This is a genomic window from Elioraea rosea (assembly GCF_007644105.1).
Lineage (GTDB): Bacteria > Pseudomonadota > Alphaproteobacteria > Acetobacterales > Acetobacteraceae > Elioraea_A > Elioraea_A rosea.
The window spans coordinates 148,233-160,446 of sequence record NZ_VFAC01000001.1 but is presented as its reverse complement, the minus strand read 5'-3'; the positions used below and the strand labels follow the sequence as shown (position 1 = coordinate 160,446).

Below are 12,214 nucleotides of genomic sequence, written 5' to 3'. Positions count from 1 at the left end.
CCACCGCCGGCCAATATCGTTCGAACCTGGATCGCTTGCACCGTTCGAGACGGGCCGACGGGGGAAAACGCGGCATGGCCATCCTGAAGATCGCGCGCATGGGCAATCCCGTGCTGTTGAGGGTGGCCGATCCGGTGCCAGACCCCGGGGCGCCCGAGATCCGCCGGCTCGTCGCTGACATGATCGAGACGCTGATCGATGCCGATGCCGCGGGACTCGCCGCTCCGCAGGTGCATGTGCCGCTTCGCCTCTTCGTGTTCCGCGCCCGCCCCGAGCGGCTGACCGGCCAGGCGGAGGACGTGCCGACCGGCCCTGGCGTCGTCACCGTCATCAACCCGATCGTCGAGCCGGCTGGGGAGAAGATGGCGGTGGAATGGGAGGGGTGCCTCTCGATTCCCGGCCTGCGCGGTGCCGTGCCGCGGCCGGAGCGGATCCGCTACCGCGGCACCGACCCGGACGGCCATGCCATCGACCGGACCGTCTCGGGCTTCCACGCCCGCGTGGTCCAGCACGAGATGGACCATCTCGACGGCATCCTCTACCCGATGCGGATGGAGGATTTCGCCCTGTTCGGCTTCACCGAGGAACTGATGCGCGCCGCCGCGGCCTCCGCCGGGGCGAGGAGCGAAGGAGGACGAGATGGCTGAGATCGAGCGAAGCCCCGAGCGCGACGCGGCGGTCACCGCCACGCTTCCGCACGTGCCGCTGGACGGTTGGACGCGCCGCGCCCTGAAGGCGGGGCTCAAGGATGCCGGGATGGACCCGCGCGACCTCGACCTGCTGTTCCCCGGCGGCCCCGTCGAGGCGATAGAGGTCTGGTGCGACCTCGCCGACCGGCAGATGGCAGAGGACCTCGCCCGCGAGGAGCTCGCCGGCATGAAGCTTCGCGCCCGCGTCGCCCGTGCGGTGATGGGGCGGCTCGACAGGCTGCGGGGCAACAAGGAGGCGGTCGGCCGCGCGCTCGCGCTGCTCGCCCTGCCGCAGAATGCGCCGATCGCAGCCCGCACGGCCTTCAGGACGGTGGATACGATCTGGCGGGCGGTTGGTGACCGGTCGAGCGATTTCTCCTGGTACACCAAGCGCGCCTCGCTCGGCGCCGTCTATGGCGCGACGCTTCTCTACTGGCTGAACGACGACAGCGAGGACGACGCCCGCACCGCCGAGTTCCTCGACAGGCGGATCGAGGGGCTGATGGTGATCCCGAAGGCGCGGGCGAGGCTGAAGGAGGCCGCCGCGCGGCTTCCAGACCCGTTCGGCCTCATCCGCCGCCTCCGGCCGGCGGGCTGAGCGCCATGCCCCGCGTCGCCATCACCCACCGCACGGTCTACAACTACGCCAACCCCGTCACCTTCGGCGACCACAGGCTGATGACGCGCCCGCGCGACAGCCACGACCTGCGCCTGATCGATGCCACGCTCAGCTTCAGCCCCTCGGCGAAGCTCCGCTGGAAGCACGACGTGTTCGGCAACTCCGTCGCCGTGGCGCATTTCCCCGAGCAGGCCAACCGGCTCTCGATCGAGAGCCACATCGTGCTCGACCACTTCCCGCCCGTCCCCGCCGACCTCGCCGCGATGGTGGAGCCGTTCGCCGAGACCATCCCCTTCGCCTACCCGCCCGAGGAAGTGCCCGATCTCGGCCGGACCGCCGAGCGCCACTTCCCCGACCCTGACCGCGCGGTCGATGCATGGGCGAAGAAGTTCCTCTCCACCGAGGGGCCGACACGGACCGCGTCGCTGCTCGTGGGCATGACCAATGCGATCAAGGCCGATTTCCGCTACGAGAGCCGCGACGAGGAGGGGACCCGCTCGCCGACTGAGACGCTGAGCCTTGGGTCCGGCGCCTGCCGCGACTTCGCGCTCCTGATGATGGAGGCCTGCCGCGCCCTCGGCCTCGCCGCCCGTTTCGTCTCGGGGTACCTCTACGACGCGGCGCTGGCCGACAGCGACACGCCGGTGGTCGGCGGCGGCGCGACCCATGCCTGGTGCGATGTCTACGTTCCCGGTGCGGGCTGGGTCGAGTTCGACCCGACGAACGGGCTGATCGGTGGCCGGAACCTGATCCGCGTGGCCGTCGCGCGCCAGCCCTCGCAGGCCGTGCCGATCGGCGGCTCCTATACCGGGCAGCCGAACGACTTCCTGGGCATGAATGTGGAGGTGACGGTCGAGGTCGGCGAACGGCCGGCGACGCCGCCTCCTCCCGAGGTCCAGGCGCCGACAGGCGTCGAATCCGCACCGGCCTGAACCACCCCCGGCTGAACGGCTACGGCGCCGGGGCGAAGGCCGCCGCGATCCCCGTCTCGTCGGGCAGTCCGCCGCGGGGGAAGAGGCGGGTGACGTGGCCCATCTTGCGGCCGGGCCGGGCTTCCGCCTTGCCATAATGGTGCGGCACGAGCCCCGGCGTCGCGAGCAGCGCAGGGACGGCCCCGATCTCGTCGCCGATCAGGTTCTTCATCACCGCATCGGAGTGGCGTGACGGATCGCCGAGCGGCAGGCCGGCGACGGCGCGGACCTGCTGCTCGAACTGGCTCACCGCGCAGGCCTCGATGGTCCAGTGCCCTGAATTGTGCGGCCGCGGCGCGATCTCGTTGGCAAGCACCCGCCCATCCTGCGTGACGAAGAACTCGATGCAGAGAAGCCCGACGAGCCCGATCGCCTCCGCAACCCGGCGGGCAGCCGACTGCGCCGCCTCCGCCACGGCCGAGGCCACACGGGCCGGCGCGATGGTGAGGTCGAGGATGTGGTTGCGGTGGCGGTTTTCCACCGTGTCATAGGCAGCGATCGTGCCCGCCCTGTCGCGCGCGACGATGACGCTGACCTCGCAGGCGAAATCGATGAAGGCCTCGGCGACGAGGGGGCGGAAGCTGCCATCCTGCCCGGCGAGCTTGCCGAGCGCGGGCGCCAGCTCGTCTGCCCGCCTCAGCGTCGCCTGGCCCTTGCCGTCATAGCCGAGCCGGGTGGTCTTCAGCACGCAGGGCAGACCGACGGCCGCGATGGCCGCCGCGGCCTGCGCCTGAGCCGTCACCGGCGCCCAGGGGCCGGTCGCCACGCCTGCTTCGGCGAGGAAGGTCTTCTCGGCGATGCGATCCTGGCTGACGCGCAGGACGCGCGGCGAGGGGGCGACGGGAACGCGCGCGGCGAGAAGATCGAGCGCGTCTCCCGGCACGTTCTCGAACTCGAAGGTGACGACATCGACCGACGCGGCGAACCGGCCGAGCGCCTCCGAGTCCGACCACTCTGCCACCGTCGCTGCGGCGGAGACCTGCGCTGCCGGCGAGTCCGCCTCCGGGGTGAAGACATGCACGCGGTAGCCGAGCCGGGCCGCGGCGACCGCGGCCATCCGGCCGAGCTGCCCGCCCCCCATCATCCCGATCGTCGCCCCCGGCCGGAGGGGGCCGGACAGCTCAGGCATCCTCGACGGTCTCTGGCACGGAGGCCGTCTGCTGTGCGCGGAACGCGGCGAGACGCCCGGCGAGCGCTGCGTCCGACAGGGAGAGGATGGCGGCGGCGAGGAGGGCTGCGTTGATCGCGCCCGGCCGGCCAATCGCGAGCGTGCCGACGGGGATTCCGCCGGGCATCTGTACGATCGAAAGAAGGCTGTCCATACCCTTGAGACTGTGGGATTCCACGGGCACGCCAAGAACCGGAAGCGCGGTCATCGATGCGGCCATGCCGGGGAGGTGCGCCGCCCCGCCCGCGCCGGCGATGATCACCTTCAGGCCGCGCGAGGCCGCGCCGGAGGCGTAGGCGTAGAGGCGTTCCGGCGTGCGGTGCGCAGAGACGACGCGCGCCTCGTGCGGGATGCCAAGCTTCGTCAGGGTCTCCGCCGCCGCCCCCATGGTCGGCCAGTCGGAGCGGCTCCCCATGATCACGCCAACCAACGGACGCTCGTTCATGAACAGATGCTTATGCGATGATGTTGGGGATAAGCCGGTCCTCGATCCAGGAGATCTCGTCCTTCAGCTTCAGCTTCCGCTTCTTCAGCCGGGCGAGGTGGATCTGGTCGGTCATGGCGTCGCCGGAAAGCCGCGCGATCACCGTATCGAGGTCCCGGTGCTCGGAGCGCAGCGTGTTCAGGCGCGCGAGAAGGCTGTCGCGATCCTCGTCCATCATGCCCAGGCCGTCGGTCTCATCTCGTCGTCGGCGCCTTCCTGGCTCGCCCGTCCCGCTCGGCCCCGCTCATAGCACGGCGATGGCATGGCGTAACGCGCGACCGTCTACCTATGCTGGCCGCGACGGTGAAGAGGGAACGATTCGGATGGAAGCCATGCAGCAGTCGGGGATCAAGCGGCTCGGCGTTCTGACCACGGGCGGCGACTGTGCCGGGCTGAACGCCGCCATCCGCGCGGTGGTCCGGCGCGCGGCAGGCCACTGGGGGCTCGAGGTGTACGGCATCCACCAGGGTACGGTGGGGCTGATGGACAATCCGCCGCGCTACGAACGGCTCGAGCTCGGCCAGGCCGATGCCGCGCTGCTTCGCGCGGGCGGCACCATCCTCGGCAGCGTCAACCGCGGCGACCCCTTCGCCTACCCGCTTCCCGAAGGGGGCGTGACGGACCTTTCGGCTAAGATCCATGCTGGGGTCGCGCGGCTCGGGCTCGACGCGATCATCGGCATCGGCGGCGACGGGTCGATGCGGATCATGCACAGGCTTATGAGCACCGGGCATTTCCCCTTCGTCGGCATCCCGAAGACGATCGACAACGATCTCGGCGCCACAGAGTACGCCATCGGCCACCACACGGCGGTGGAGGTGGCGATGGAGGCGCTCGACCGCCTGCAGCCGACGGCGGCCAGCCACAACCGCATCATGGTTCTCGAGGTGATGGGGCGGGACGCCGGGCACATCGCGCTTGCCGCAGGCATCGCCGGGGGGGTCGACGTGATCCTCATCCCCGAGATCCCCTGGCGGATGGCGCCCGTCGCCGCCGCCATCAAGGCGCTGCGGGACCGTGGGCGAAACTTCGCCCTCGTCGTCGTCGCCGAAGCCGTCCGCACGGCAGAGGGCGAGACCGTGCTCGCGGGCCCCTCCGCGCCAGGGGCGATGCCGCGGCTCGGTGGCGTCGGCGGCCCGATCGCCCACGCGCTCGAGGAAGCGACGGGAGCGGAGGCGCGCGTCACCGTGCTCGGGCACGTCCAGCGCGGCGGCTCGCCAGGCGCGCTTGACCGGATCGTCGGCTCCTCGATGGGGGTGCACGCGGTCGATCTCGCCGTGGCCGGGCGGTTCGGGCGCATCGTCGTGTGGCGGGAGGGACGGGTGGCCGACGCGCCCGTCGAGGAGGCGGCGGGAGCTGCCCGGCCTGTCGACCCGAACGACGACATGGTGCGCGTGGCCCGGGGACTGGGCATCTGCCTCGGCGACCAGTGAGGTCAAAACGGGCGCGCGATAATCTCGTGCCGGTTGTCCACATGGTTGTGAGGTGCACGGAAAGATTGTGATGGCCGGACGTGCCGGAGCAGGGTTAGCATTCCTGTTCCGGCGCGGGGCGCCGTCCAGCGGGTCCCGTCCGGGAAGTGGCCATCGTCCACCACACGGAGGTCTGCATGAGCCTTCAGCAGCGACTTGTCACGCTCAACGAGCGGCATTCGGCGCTCGAAATGCGCATCGCCGAGGAGGGAGGGCGCCCGCGCCCCAACGAGACGGCGCTTTCGCAACTGAAGCGGGAGAAGCTGCGTCTGAAGGAAGAGATGGAGCGGCTGAAAGCCGACCGGGCCCTCTCCTGACGCGTCGCGCTCCGCCCCCGCCCGGCAGGGCGGGGGTGGGGATTGCGGCCGGTGCTGTGCGAGCCTCGCCCTAGGCGAGCGCGTTTCCGGTATCGACCGGAGCCTGCGGGATCGGCCTGCCCTCGCGCTCGGCCTTCTCGATGGCGGACTGGACCTCGCGGTTGAGGTCGGTCTGCGTGCAGAGGCCGAGGATCACGGGGTCGCGCGGCTTGATGTTGGCGCTGTTCCAGTGCGTCTTGTCACGCACCTTCGCGATCGTGTCCTTCGTGGTGCCGAGAAGCTTGCCGACCTGCTGGTCGGACAGCATTGGGAAGTTCCGCAGCAGCCAGGCGATCGCGTCCGGCCGGTCGTTCCGCTTCGACACGGGCGTGTAGCGCGCGCCCTTGCCCTTGGGCTTGGGCAGCACGACCGAGCTCTCGGCGAGCCGCAGCCTCGCGGAAGGATCAGCCTCGCAGCGGGCGATCTCCTCGCGGGTGAGCTGGCCCGATGCGATCGGGTCATGGCCGACGATGCCGATCGCGACCTCGCCATCGGCGATGGCCTGGATCTCGAGCGGATGCATGCCGACGAAGGCGGCGATCTGATCGAAGGACAGCGCGGTCTTGTCGATCAGCCACACGGCTGTGGCCTTCGGCATCAATGGCAAGGACATGATCGGGGGCCCCTCCGGCCTTCGTCTATCGTTGCGTGTCTGCGGCGGGATCGTCCGGCGCGTCGGCGGCGGCGGCACCATAGGCCGCGCGGGCTTCCGGTCAATCGCCTTTCATGCACCGATATGGGCATCGGCGCCATGCGCTGCGAGGGCGCCGCACTGTCGATATCCTGTGCCGAGCGAGGGAGGCAAGCATGCTGCGCGACGAGGAGGAGCTACCGAAGCGGAAGCCACGATTCGACCCGCTTCCGCTCGACGGCGTGAGCCGGCAGGACATGGAGGGCTACATCGCCGCCCTCGAGGCCGAGATCGCCCGCGTCCGGGCAACCATCGCGGCGCGTGACCGAGACCGTGGTGCCGCCGAGGCGGTGTTCCGCCGCCCGCCGGGGTGATCAGGTGCCGTTGAAGGGTCGCACTACAAATATTTGATAATAAGAGAAAAGGCCGGGCCACACCCGTGGCCCGGCCTCCATCGTTCGCCTGTGGCGGTGCTCAGGCGGCCTTGGTCTCGATCACCCGCGGAGCGCTGCCGCCGATGGGGATCTGCCGCGGCTTCAGGCTCTCGGGCACGACGCGCTTCAGCGCGATGTGCAGGAGGCCGTTCTCGAGCGAGGCGCCATCGACCACGATGTGGTCTGCGAGCTCGAAGCGGCGCTCGAAGGCGCGGCGGGCGATGCCGCGATGCAGGAACTGCCGCGGCGTCTCGTCCTTCGGCGCGCGGCCGGCGACGACGAGCGCGCTCTGCGCCTGCGTGATCTCGAGCTCGTTCTCGCCGAAGCCTGCCACCGCCATGGTCAGGCGGTACTGGTCATCAGAGAGCTTCTCGATGTTGTAGGGCGGGTAGGACGACGCCTCGGGCGCGCCCATGGTCGCGTCCATCAGGCGCGACAGACGGTCGAAGCCGATCGTGGATCGGAAGAGGGGAGAGAAATCGAAGCCGGTCATCATCGGTCCTCCTGTTACAGCAAGGTCCGTCGGTCGGCGCTTTGCCGCACCCGGGGGATGCGTGACCCGGGCGCTGATCGGCCAAAGGCCCGACCGCGGTGCCGCGAGCCCCGAAGGCACAAGCGGCGACCCATGACGTAGAAAGGCCGCCCCCCTCGTTCAAGGGGGCGGCCCCGATCGGCCCGAACGCGGCGGCGAGCCGCGAAGCCTTACTTCTTCTTCTTGGCGGGCGCCTTGCCGGCGGGTGCGGCCGCGGCGGCTGCCTTCGCGCCTGCACCCTTGTTGATGCTGGCCGCGGCCTTGATGTTCATCTTCGACATGTCGACGGCGAAGCGCTTGGAGAACTTCGCGACCTGGCCCGCCGTGTCGAGCATCGCGCGCTGCTGGCCCGTCCAGGCCGGGTGCGACTTCGGGTCGATGTCGAGGCGGATGGTGTCGCCCGGCTTGCCGTAGCAGGAGCGGGTGGTGAACGTCGTACCATCCGTCATGATGACGGTGATCTCGTGATAGTCGGGGTGGATGCCCTGCTTCATGGCGACCTTCCAAGCGGATAGGCGCGCCGATGCCGACCGGCGCGCGAGGCGGGGGATGTAGCGGAAGCAGGCACAAACCGCAACCCGCGGTCGGTGTCCCGCGCTGATGCCGCTTCGCTCCTGGGACCTGCACGGGCCGTCCATGGGCGCCGGCGAGCGGCGACGCGGATCACGGCACGTGATGAGCTCAACGGATAGGTCCGACCGTTTGATCTGCCGCAATGCATCTGGCGGCGCAACCAGCCAAATTCCATGAGCCGCAGCCGGCGCCGTGCGCACGGCAGATGGCAAACGGGAGGGGCGAATGCCGGCAACAGGCAACGCACCGGGAAGGGTGGGGGCGACGCGTTTCCACTTCCGCGACGAGCCCGATGCAACCGACAGGGCCGGTACCTCAGGCCTCGTCCTGCCGCTCTTTGCCCCCGAACTGTCTGACCCGCCGATCCCCCCGCCACCAGCCGCGCGAAACCTGCCCGCGCCGCCGGAGGCGGTTCGAGTCGTGCTGCCCGTCGCAGGCTCCCTGCAGGCTGCCGCCGCCATCGCGCTCGCCGCGGCGTCGATAACACCCCCCGATAGCGTGCCGCCGACGCCCACCTCCGATGCCGAGCCCGGCCCGGCGCTGCTGCGCGTCGCCACCATGGACGACCTCTTCCGGGCCGCCCTGCCGGTGCCGGAGACGATCGATGCGACCAACGGCGGCACGCTCGTGCTGCAGATGCGCGAGACGCAGCAATGGCTCGGCCTGACGGACGAGCTCGGCGATCGGCTGATGACCACGGTCTGGGGCTACGGCACGGGCAACCACGCCTCCTATCCCGGCCCGACCATCCTCGCGCAGGAAGGCGTGACGCTGCGCATCCACTGGCAGAACATGCTGCCCGACGAGCACCTGCTCCCGGTGGACGAGAGCATCGCCCATGCCATGGGGATGCGTGGCGGCATCCCGGCTGTCACGCACCTGCACGGCGGCCACAGCGACTCAGCCAGCGACGGCATCCCGGAGGCTTGGTTCACCGCCCACCACAAGGAGACCGGGCCTGACTACGCCACGCGCGTCTATACGTACGACAACAGCCAGGACGCAGCGACGCTCTGGTACCACGATCACGCGCTGGGCCTCACGCGCCTCAACACGTATGCCGGCCTCGCCGGCTTCTACATCCTCATCGACGAGAACGAGCAGGCACTGGTGGCCGAGGGTTACCTGCCCGGCCGAGAGTTTCAGCTCGGCCTCGCCATCCAGGACCGCGCCTTCACAACTGACGGCCGTCTCTACCTGCCCGGCGCGCATCCCGACGATCCCCTACCCGGCACCGGCGAGACGGTGCGCGACCTGTTGCCGGACGACTATGAGGCGCTCGGCGGCGGCTTCCCGACCACGGTGCCGGAATTCTTCGGCGACCACATCTTGGTCAACGGCATGGCCTGGCCCGTCTTCGAGGCGGATCCCGGCGCCTACCGGCTGCACCTGCTGAACGGCTCCGACAGCCGCTTCTACCTGCTGCGCTTCGACAACCCGCTGGTCGAGGCGAAGCTGGTTGGCGTCGACGGCGGGCTGCTGCAGCGCGCCGTCAGCATCATGGACGGTGACGGCGTTCAGGAGGCGGGCGAGGAAATCCTGCTCGCCCCGGGCGACCGGGTGGAGCTTGTGGTGGATTTCGGCGCAGACGCGTTGCGCGGCCAATCCGTCACGCTGCTCAACGGCGGCCCCGCCTTCGAGCCGTTCAAGGGGCTGCTCGCGGACGGTGCGCTGGCCGGTGGAGCGGAGGCGGCGACGCAGTCGATGCCGGTGGGCAATGTCATGCAGTTCCGTATCGGCGCCGAGGACGTCCTCGCCAACACCGCCGGCGTGCTGGCCGACGCGGCGAACGCGCGAGCGCTGGTGCGCGAGACGGATTGGGCGATGAAGGATCTGCTCGGCGCCACGCCAGACCGCGTCCGCCAGCTCGGCTTGTTCGAGGGGGAGGACGAGTACGGCCGCATCCTGCCCTCGCTCGGCCTGGCCGAGGAGGTGCCCGATATCGACGGCGAGCTGCAGGGCTTCGGCGCGCTGGCGTATCACGACCCCGCCACCGAGGTGGTGCGGCTGGGCGATGTCGAACTCTGGCGCATCCACAACTTCACCGAGGACGCGCATCCCCTGCATCTCCACCTCGTGCAGTTCCAGGTGGTGGAGAAGCGAGGCTTCTCCTTCGCGGACGCCGACGAGGACGGCACTCCGGACGATGTCACCTCGGACGGCGTGGTGGACTGGCGCGACCTGACCTATGGCGCAGCGCAGCCCGTGCGGCCGGAGGAGACAGGCTTCCAGGACACGGTCTGGATCGCGCCGGATGAGGTGCTCGAGATCATCGCCCACTTCGACAAGCCGGGCGAGTATGTGTGGCATTGCCATGTGCTGTCGCACGAGGACCACGACATGATGCGGCCGCTCCTTGTCGCGGAGAGTCTGATCTGAGCAGATCGCGCTGAGACACCCACCCTTTGCCCCGCCGCACTGGGGCGAACTCAAGCAAAACTCTCCCGCTCGGGGGCCGAGCGCCTTCTCTGCCCTGGGCGGCATCGCCGACCTCGTCGGCGCGGCAGGCGCCTTGATCTCCACCCTCCAACGTGCGAGCCGCCGGACCGTAAGCCTCATCCGCGCCGGATGCCGGCGCGCGTGATGATGTCCGCATAGCGGGCGGTCTCGGTGGCGATGAAGCTGGCGAACTCGGCCGGAGAGCCCGGCATCGGCTCCGCGCCGAGCGCATCGAGCGCGCGCCGGATCTCGACGTCCTTCAGTCCCTCGTTCACAGCCTGGTTGAGCCAGGTCACCACATCGGGCGGGGTCTGTCGGGGCACGCCAAGGCCCATCCAGGACCCGGCCTCGTAGCCCGGCAGGAACTCGGTGACCGCCGGCACGCCGGGCAGCGACGTGGATCGGGTCGGGCCCGTGGTCGCCAGCGCAACCAGCCGGCCGGCGCGGACATGCGGCATGGAGGAAGGTGCGGGGTCGAACATCGCGTCCGCCGCGCCCCGGAGAAGGTCGTCGAGCGCTGCCGCGGAGCCCGGATAGGCGACGAGCGAAAGCCGCACGCCGGCCATGTGCTGGAACAGCTCGATACCCACGTGCTGCGGCGTTCCCCTGCCGGCATAGGCGACGCGCAGCTGCCCGGGGTTCGCGCGTGCATGGGCGATCAATTCCGGGATGGACACCGCCGGAACAGAGGGATGCACCTCGATGATGAGCGGGACGCGCACAATGCCGGCTACCGGCACGATGTCGTCCCGGAATTCGATCGCGTTCACCGGCGCGCAGAGCAGGAGCGTTCCGCCGTCCGGAGCCGCCCGAACGACCAGCCGCGTCGCATCGTTGCCACTGGCACCCACATGGTTCTCGACGCGCACGGCCACGCCGACACCGCGCTCGAGCGCGGGCGCGCGCTGTCGAGCGGCTTGGCACGCGGCAGCCGCCGCTCAGCCAGCAGATCAAGGCGATGGAGACGTATCTCGGGTTCCAGCTGTTTTGCCGCAAGCCGCGCGGGGTGGAGCTGACCGAGAGCGCGCGGTTCCTGTTCGAGGAAGCGCGCGCGGTCCTCCAACGCCTCGAACAGGCCGAGCGCGAGGCGAGACGCGTCGCCCGCGGCGAGCAAGGCCAGTTGCGCATCGGCGTGGCACACACGGCACCGTTCCACCCGCTCGTGCCTGGGGTCGTCCGGGCGTTCCGGGACGCCTTGCCCGGCGTCACGGTCATCCTGGAGGAGTGCCTGAGCCGGCAGGCGGTGCAGGGCTTGACGGAGGCGCGGCTGGATGCCGCCTTCGTTCGCGCGGAACTGCCGGCAGACGCTGGACTTGCGGTCCATCCCCTGCTCGACGAGCCCATGATGGCTGCCGTTCCGGCGGCTCACCCGCTTGCCGCCGCCGCGACACCGCTGCCGCCGCCGCGACACCGCTGCCGCTGCGCGACTTCGCCGTGGAGACCTTCATCGCCTTCGCGCGGGCGGATGGCCCAGGCATGTTCGACGCGACCCTCGGCGCATGCCTCAGAGCCGGATTCACGCCGCGATTGGGCCAGGAGGCGCCGCGGATCACCTCGACACTGGGCTTGGTTGCCGCTGGTCTCGGCATCGCCATCGTTCCTGCCTCCATGCACCGCGTGCACATGGACGGCGTCGCCTATTGCGAGCTGGCGCCGCCTGACCGGCCGACGGTGCCGCTCAGGCTTGCGACGCGACGCGAGCCGGGGTCGTCGGCATCGCGCAACTTCGTGGCTCTCATCCGCTGCGCTATCGTCGCACCCGACATCGTTTCGGCCTCCGCATCGAGCGGCGCATGACCCCGTCCCGTCGGAAGCGACCTGTTTCGCACGCCCTGTTCAATTGCCT

At 70.0% G+C, this 12,214-nt stretch carries 14 protein-coding genes and 2 pseudogenes; 9 read left to right on the top strand and 7 right to left on the bottom strand.

The window, feature by feature from the left end:
* Positions 1-74 precede the first annotated feature (74 nt).
* The 3 genes from def to FIF60_RS00780 are packed head-to-tail and all read left to right on the top strand — an operon-like array spanning position 75 to position 2,240.
* On the top strand, positions 75-647 hold the full coding sequence (gene def, locus FIF60_RS00790; protein WP_144182806.1) for a peptide deformylase: 573 nt from the start codon (positions 75-77) through the stop codon (positions 645-647).
* Positions 640-1,287, top strand: coding sequence for a COQ9 family protein (locus FIF60_RS00785; protein ID WP_144182804.1), 648 nt, complete (start codon positions 640-642; stop codon positions 1,285-1,287). The genes def and FIF60_RS00785 overlap by 8 nt, the downstream gene beginning before the upstream one ends.
* Positions 1,288-1,292: 5 nt before the next feature.
* The gene (locus FIF60_RS00780) at positions 1,293-2,240 is read left to right on the top strand and encodes a transglutaminase family protein (protein WP_144182802.1); all 948 of its coding nucleotides are present in this window, start codon (positions 1,293-1,295) and stop codon (positions 2,238-2,240) included.
* A 19-nt stretch (positions 2,241-2,259) separates the two neighbouring features.
* Here FIF60_RS00780 and FIF60_RS00775 read toward each other — a convergent pair whose 3' ends face one another.
* Genes FIF60_RS00775 through FIF60_RS00765 form a run of 3 tightly spaced genes read right to left on the bottom strand, consistent with a single transcriptional unit; the run spans position 2,260 to position 4,106 of the window.
* Positions 2,260-3,408, bottom strand: a complete 1,149-nt coding sequence (locus tag FIF60_RS00775; protein ID WP_204251041.1) for a 5-(carboxyamino)imidazole ribonucleotide synthase — start codon at positions 3,406-3,408, stop codon at positions 2,260-2,262.
* Positions 3,401-3,892 carry a 5-(carboxyamino)imidazole ribonucleotide mutase gene (purE, locus tag FIF60_RS00770; RefSeq protein ID WP_144182800.1) on the bottom strand — a complete coding sequence of 164 codons (492 nt, stop codon included), beginning with the start codon at positions 3,890-3,892 and terminating at the stop codon, positions 3,401-3,403. The genes FIF60_RS00775 and purE overlap by 8 nt, the downstream gene beginning before the upstream one ends.
* Before the next feature lie 10 nt (positions 3,893-3,902).
* Positions 3,903-4,106 (bottom strand): YdcH family protein, encoded by a 204-nt coding sequence (locus tag FIF60_RS00765; protein ID WP_144183167.1) that lies wholly within the window; start codon positions 4,104-4,106, stop codon positions 3,903-3,905.
* 148 nt (positions 4,107-4,254) lie between these two features.
* Here FIF60_RS00765 and FIF60_RS00760 point away from each other — a divergent pair, with 148 nt between their 5' ends.
* Together FIF60_RS00760 and FIF60_RS00755 are read left to right on the top strand one after the other, a co-directional pair.
* Positions 4,255-5,364 (top strand): ATP-dependent 6-phosphofructokinase, encoded by a 1,110-nt coding sequence (locus FIF60_RS00760; RefSeq protein ID WP_144182798.1) that lies wholly within the window; start codon positions 4,255-4,257, stop codon positions 5,362-5,364.
* Between the two features lie 176 nt (positions 5,365-5,540).
* Positions 5,541-5,720 carry a YdcH family protein gene (locus tag FIF60_RS00755; protein ID WP_144182796.1) on the top strand — a complete coding sequence of 60 codons (180 nt, stop codon included), beginning with the start codon at positions 5,541-5,543 and terminating at the stop codon, positions 5,718-5,720.
* A gap of 70 nt (positions 5,721-5,790) precedes the next feature.
* On the opposite strand, the gene FIF60_RS00750 is transcribed toward FIF60_RS00755, so the two are convergent.
* On the bottom strand, positions 5,791-6,372 hold the full coding sequence (locus FIF60_RS00750) for a DUF1013 domain-containing protein (protein ID WP_144182794.1): 582 nt from the start codon (positions 6,370-6,372) through the stop codon (positions 5,791-5,793).
* Between the two features lie 194 nt (positions 6,373-6,566).
* On the opposite strand from FIF60_RS00750, the gene FIF60_RS00745 reads away from it, so the two are divergent.
* Positions 6,567-6,764 carry a DUF1192 domain-containing protein gene (locus FIF60_RS00745; protein WP_144182792.1) on the top strand — a complete coding sequence of 66 codons (198 nt, stop codon included), beginning with the start codon at positions 6,567-6,569 and terminating at the stop codon, positions 6,762-6,764.
* A gap of 100 nt (positions 6,765-6,864) precedes the next feature.
* On the opposite strand, the gene FIF60_RS00740 is transcribed toward FIF60_RS00745, so the two are convergent.
* Positions 6,865-7,317: an Hsp20 family protein gene (locus FIF60_RS00740; RefSeq protein ID WP_144182790.1), complete on the bottom strand. Its 453-nt coding sequence runs from the start codon at positions 7,315-7,317 to the stop codon at positions 6,865-6,867.
* A 326-nt stretch (positions 7,318-7,643) separates the two neighbouring features.
* Positions 7,644-7,850, bottom strand: a pseudogene (gene rpmE / locus FIF60_RS21995) (50S ribosomal protein L31); the annotation flags it as partial.
* A gap of 304 nt (positions 7,851-8,154) precedes the next feature.
* On the opposite strand from rpmE, the gene FIF60_RS00730 reads away from it, so the two are divergent.
* Positions 8,155-10,308, top strand: coding sequence for a multicopper oxidase family protein (locus FIF60_RS00730; RefSeq protein WP_144182786.1), 2,154 nt, complete (start codon positions 8,155-8,157; stop codon positions 10,306-10,308).
* Between the two features lie 176 nt (positions 10,309-10,484).
* On the opposite strand, the gene FIF60_RS00725 is transcribed toward FIF60_RS00730, so the two are convergent.
* Positions 10,485-11,237 carry a Bug family tripartite tricarboxylate transporter substrate binding protein gene (locus FIF60_RS00725; protein WP_239451448.1) on the bottom strand — a complete coding sequence of 251 codons (753 nt, stop codon included), beginning with the start codon at positions 11,235-11,237 and terminating at the stop codon, positions 10,485-10,487.
* A gap of 89 nt (positions 11,238-11,326) precedes the next feature.
* Here FIF60_RS00725 and FIF60_RS22350 point away from each other — a divergent pair.
* Together FIF60_RS22350 and FIF60_RS22345 are read left to right on the top strand one after the other, a co-directional pair.
* Positions 11,327-11,788, top strand: a pseudogene (locus tag FIF60_RS22350) (LysR family transcriptional regulator); the annotation flags it as partial.
* Between the two features lie 14 nt (positions 11,789-11,802).
* Positions 11,803-12,165, top strand: a complete 363-nt coding sequence (locus FIF60_RS22345) for a LysR substrate-binding domain-containing protein (RefSeq protein WP_239451425.1) — start codon at positions 11,803-11,805, stop codon at positions 12,163-12,165.
* Positions 12,166-12,214: the final 49 nt, after the last annotated feature.

Coding starts and splice junctions, on each gene's coding strand:
- def (WP_144182806.1), top strand. CDS start 75: ATGGCCATCCTGAAGATCGCGCGCATGGGCAATCCCGTGCTGTTGAGG.
- FIF60_RS00745 (WP_144182792.1), top strand. CDS start 6,567: ATGCTGCGCGACGAGGAGGAGCTACCGAAGCGGAAGCCACGATTCGAC.
- FIF60_RS00740 (WP_144182790.1), bottom strand. CDS start 7,317: ATGACCGGCTTCGATTTCTCTCCCCTCTTCCGATCCACGATCGGCTTC.
- FIF60_RS00730 (WP_144182786.1), top strand. CDS start 8,155: ATGCCGGCAACAGGCAACGCACCGGGAAGGGTGGGGGCGACGCGTTTC.
- FIF60_RS00765 (WP_144183167.1), bottom strand. CDS start 4,106: ATGGACGAGGATCGCGACAGCCTTCTCGCGCGCCTGAACACGCTGCGC.
- FIF60_RS00775 (WP_204251041.1), bottom strand. CDS start 3,408: ATGCCTGAGCTGTCCGGCCCCCTCCGGCCGGGGGCGACGATCGGGATG.
- FIF60_RS00755 (WP_144182796.1), top strand. CDS start 5,541: ATGAGCCTTCAGCAGCGACTTGTCACGCTCAACGAGCGGCATTCGGCG.
- FIF60_RS00750 (WP_144182794.1), bottom strand. CDS start 6,372: ATGTCCTTGCCATTGATGCCGAAGGCCACAGCCGTGTGGCTGATCGAC.
- purE (WP_144182800.1), bottom strand. CDS start 3,892: ATGAACGAGCGTCCGTTGGTTGGCGTGATCATGGGGAGCCGCTCCGAC.
- FIF60_RS00780 (WP_144182802.1), top strand. CDS start 1,293: ATGCCCCGCGTCGCCATCACCCACCGCACGGTCTACAACTACGCCAAC.
- FIF60_RS00785 (WP_144182804.1), top strand. CDS start 640: ATGGCTGAGATCGAGCGAAGCCCCGAGCGCGACGCGGCGGTCACCGCC.
- FIF60_RS00760 (WP_144182798.1), top strand. CDS start 4,255: ATGGAAGCCATGCAGCAGTCGGGGATCAAGCGGCTCGGCGTTCTGACC.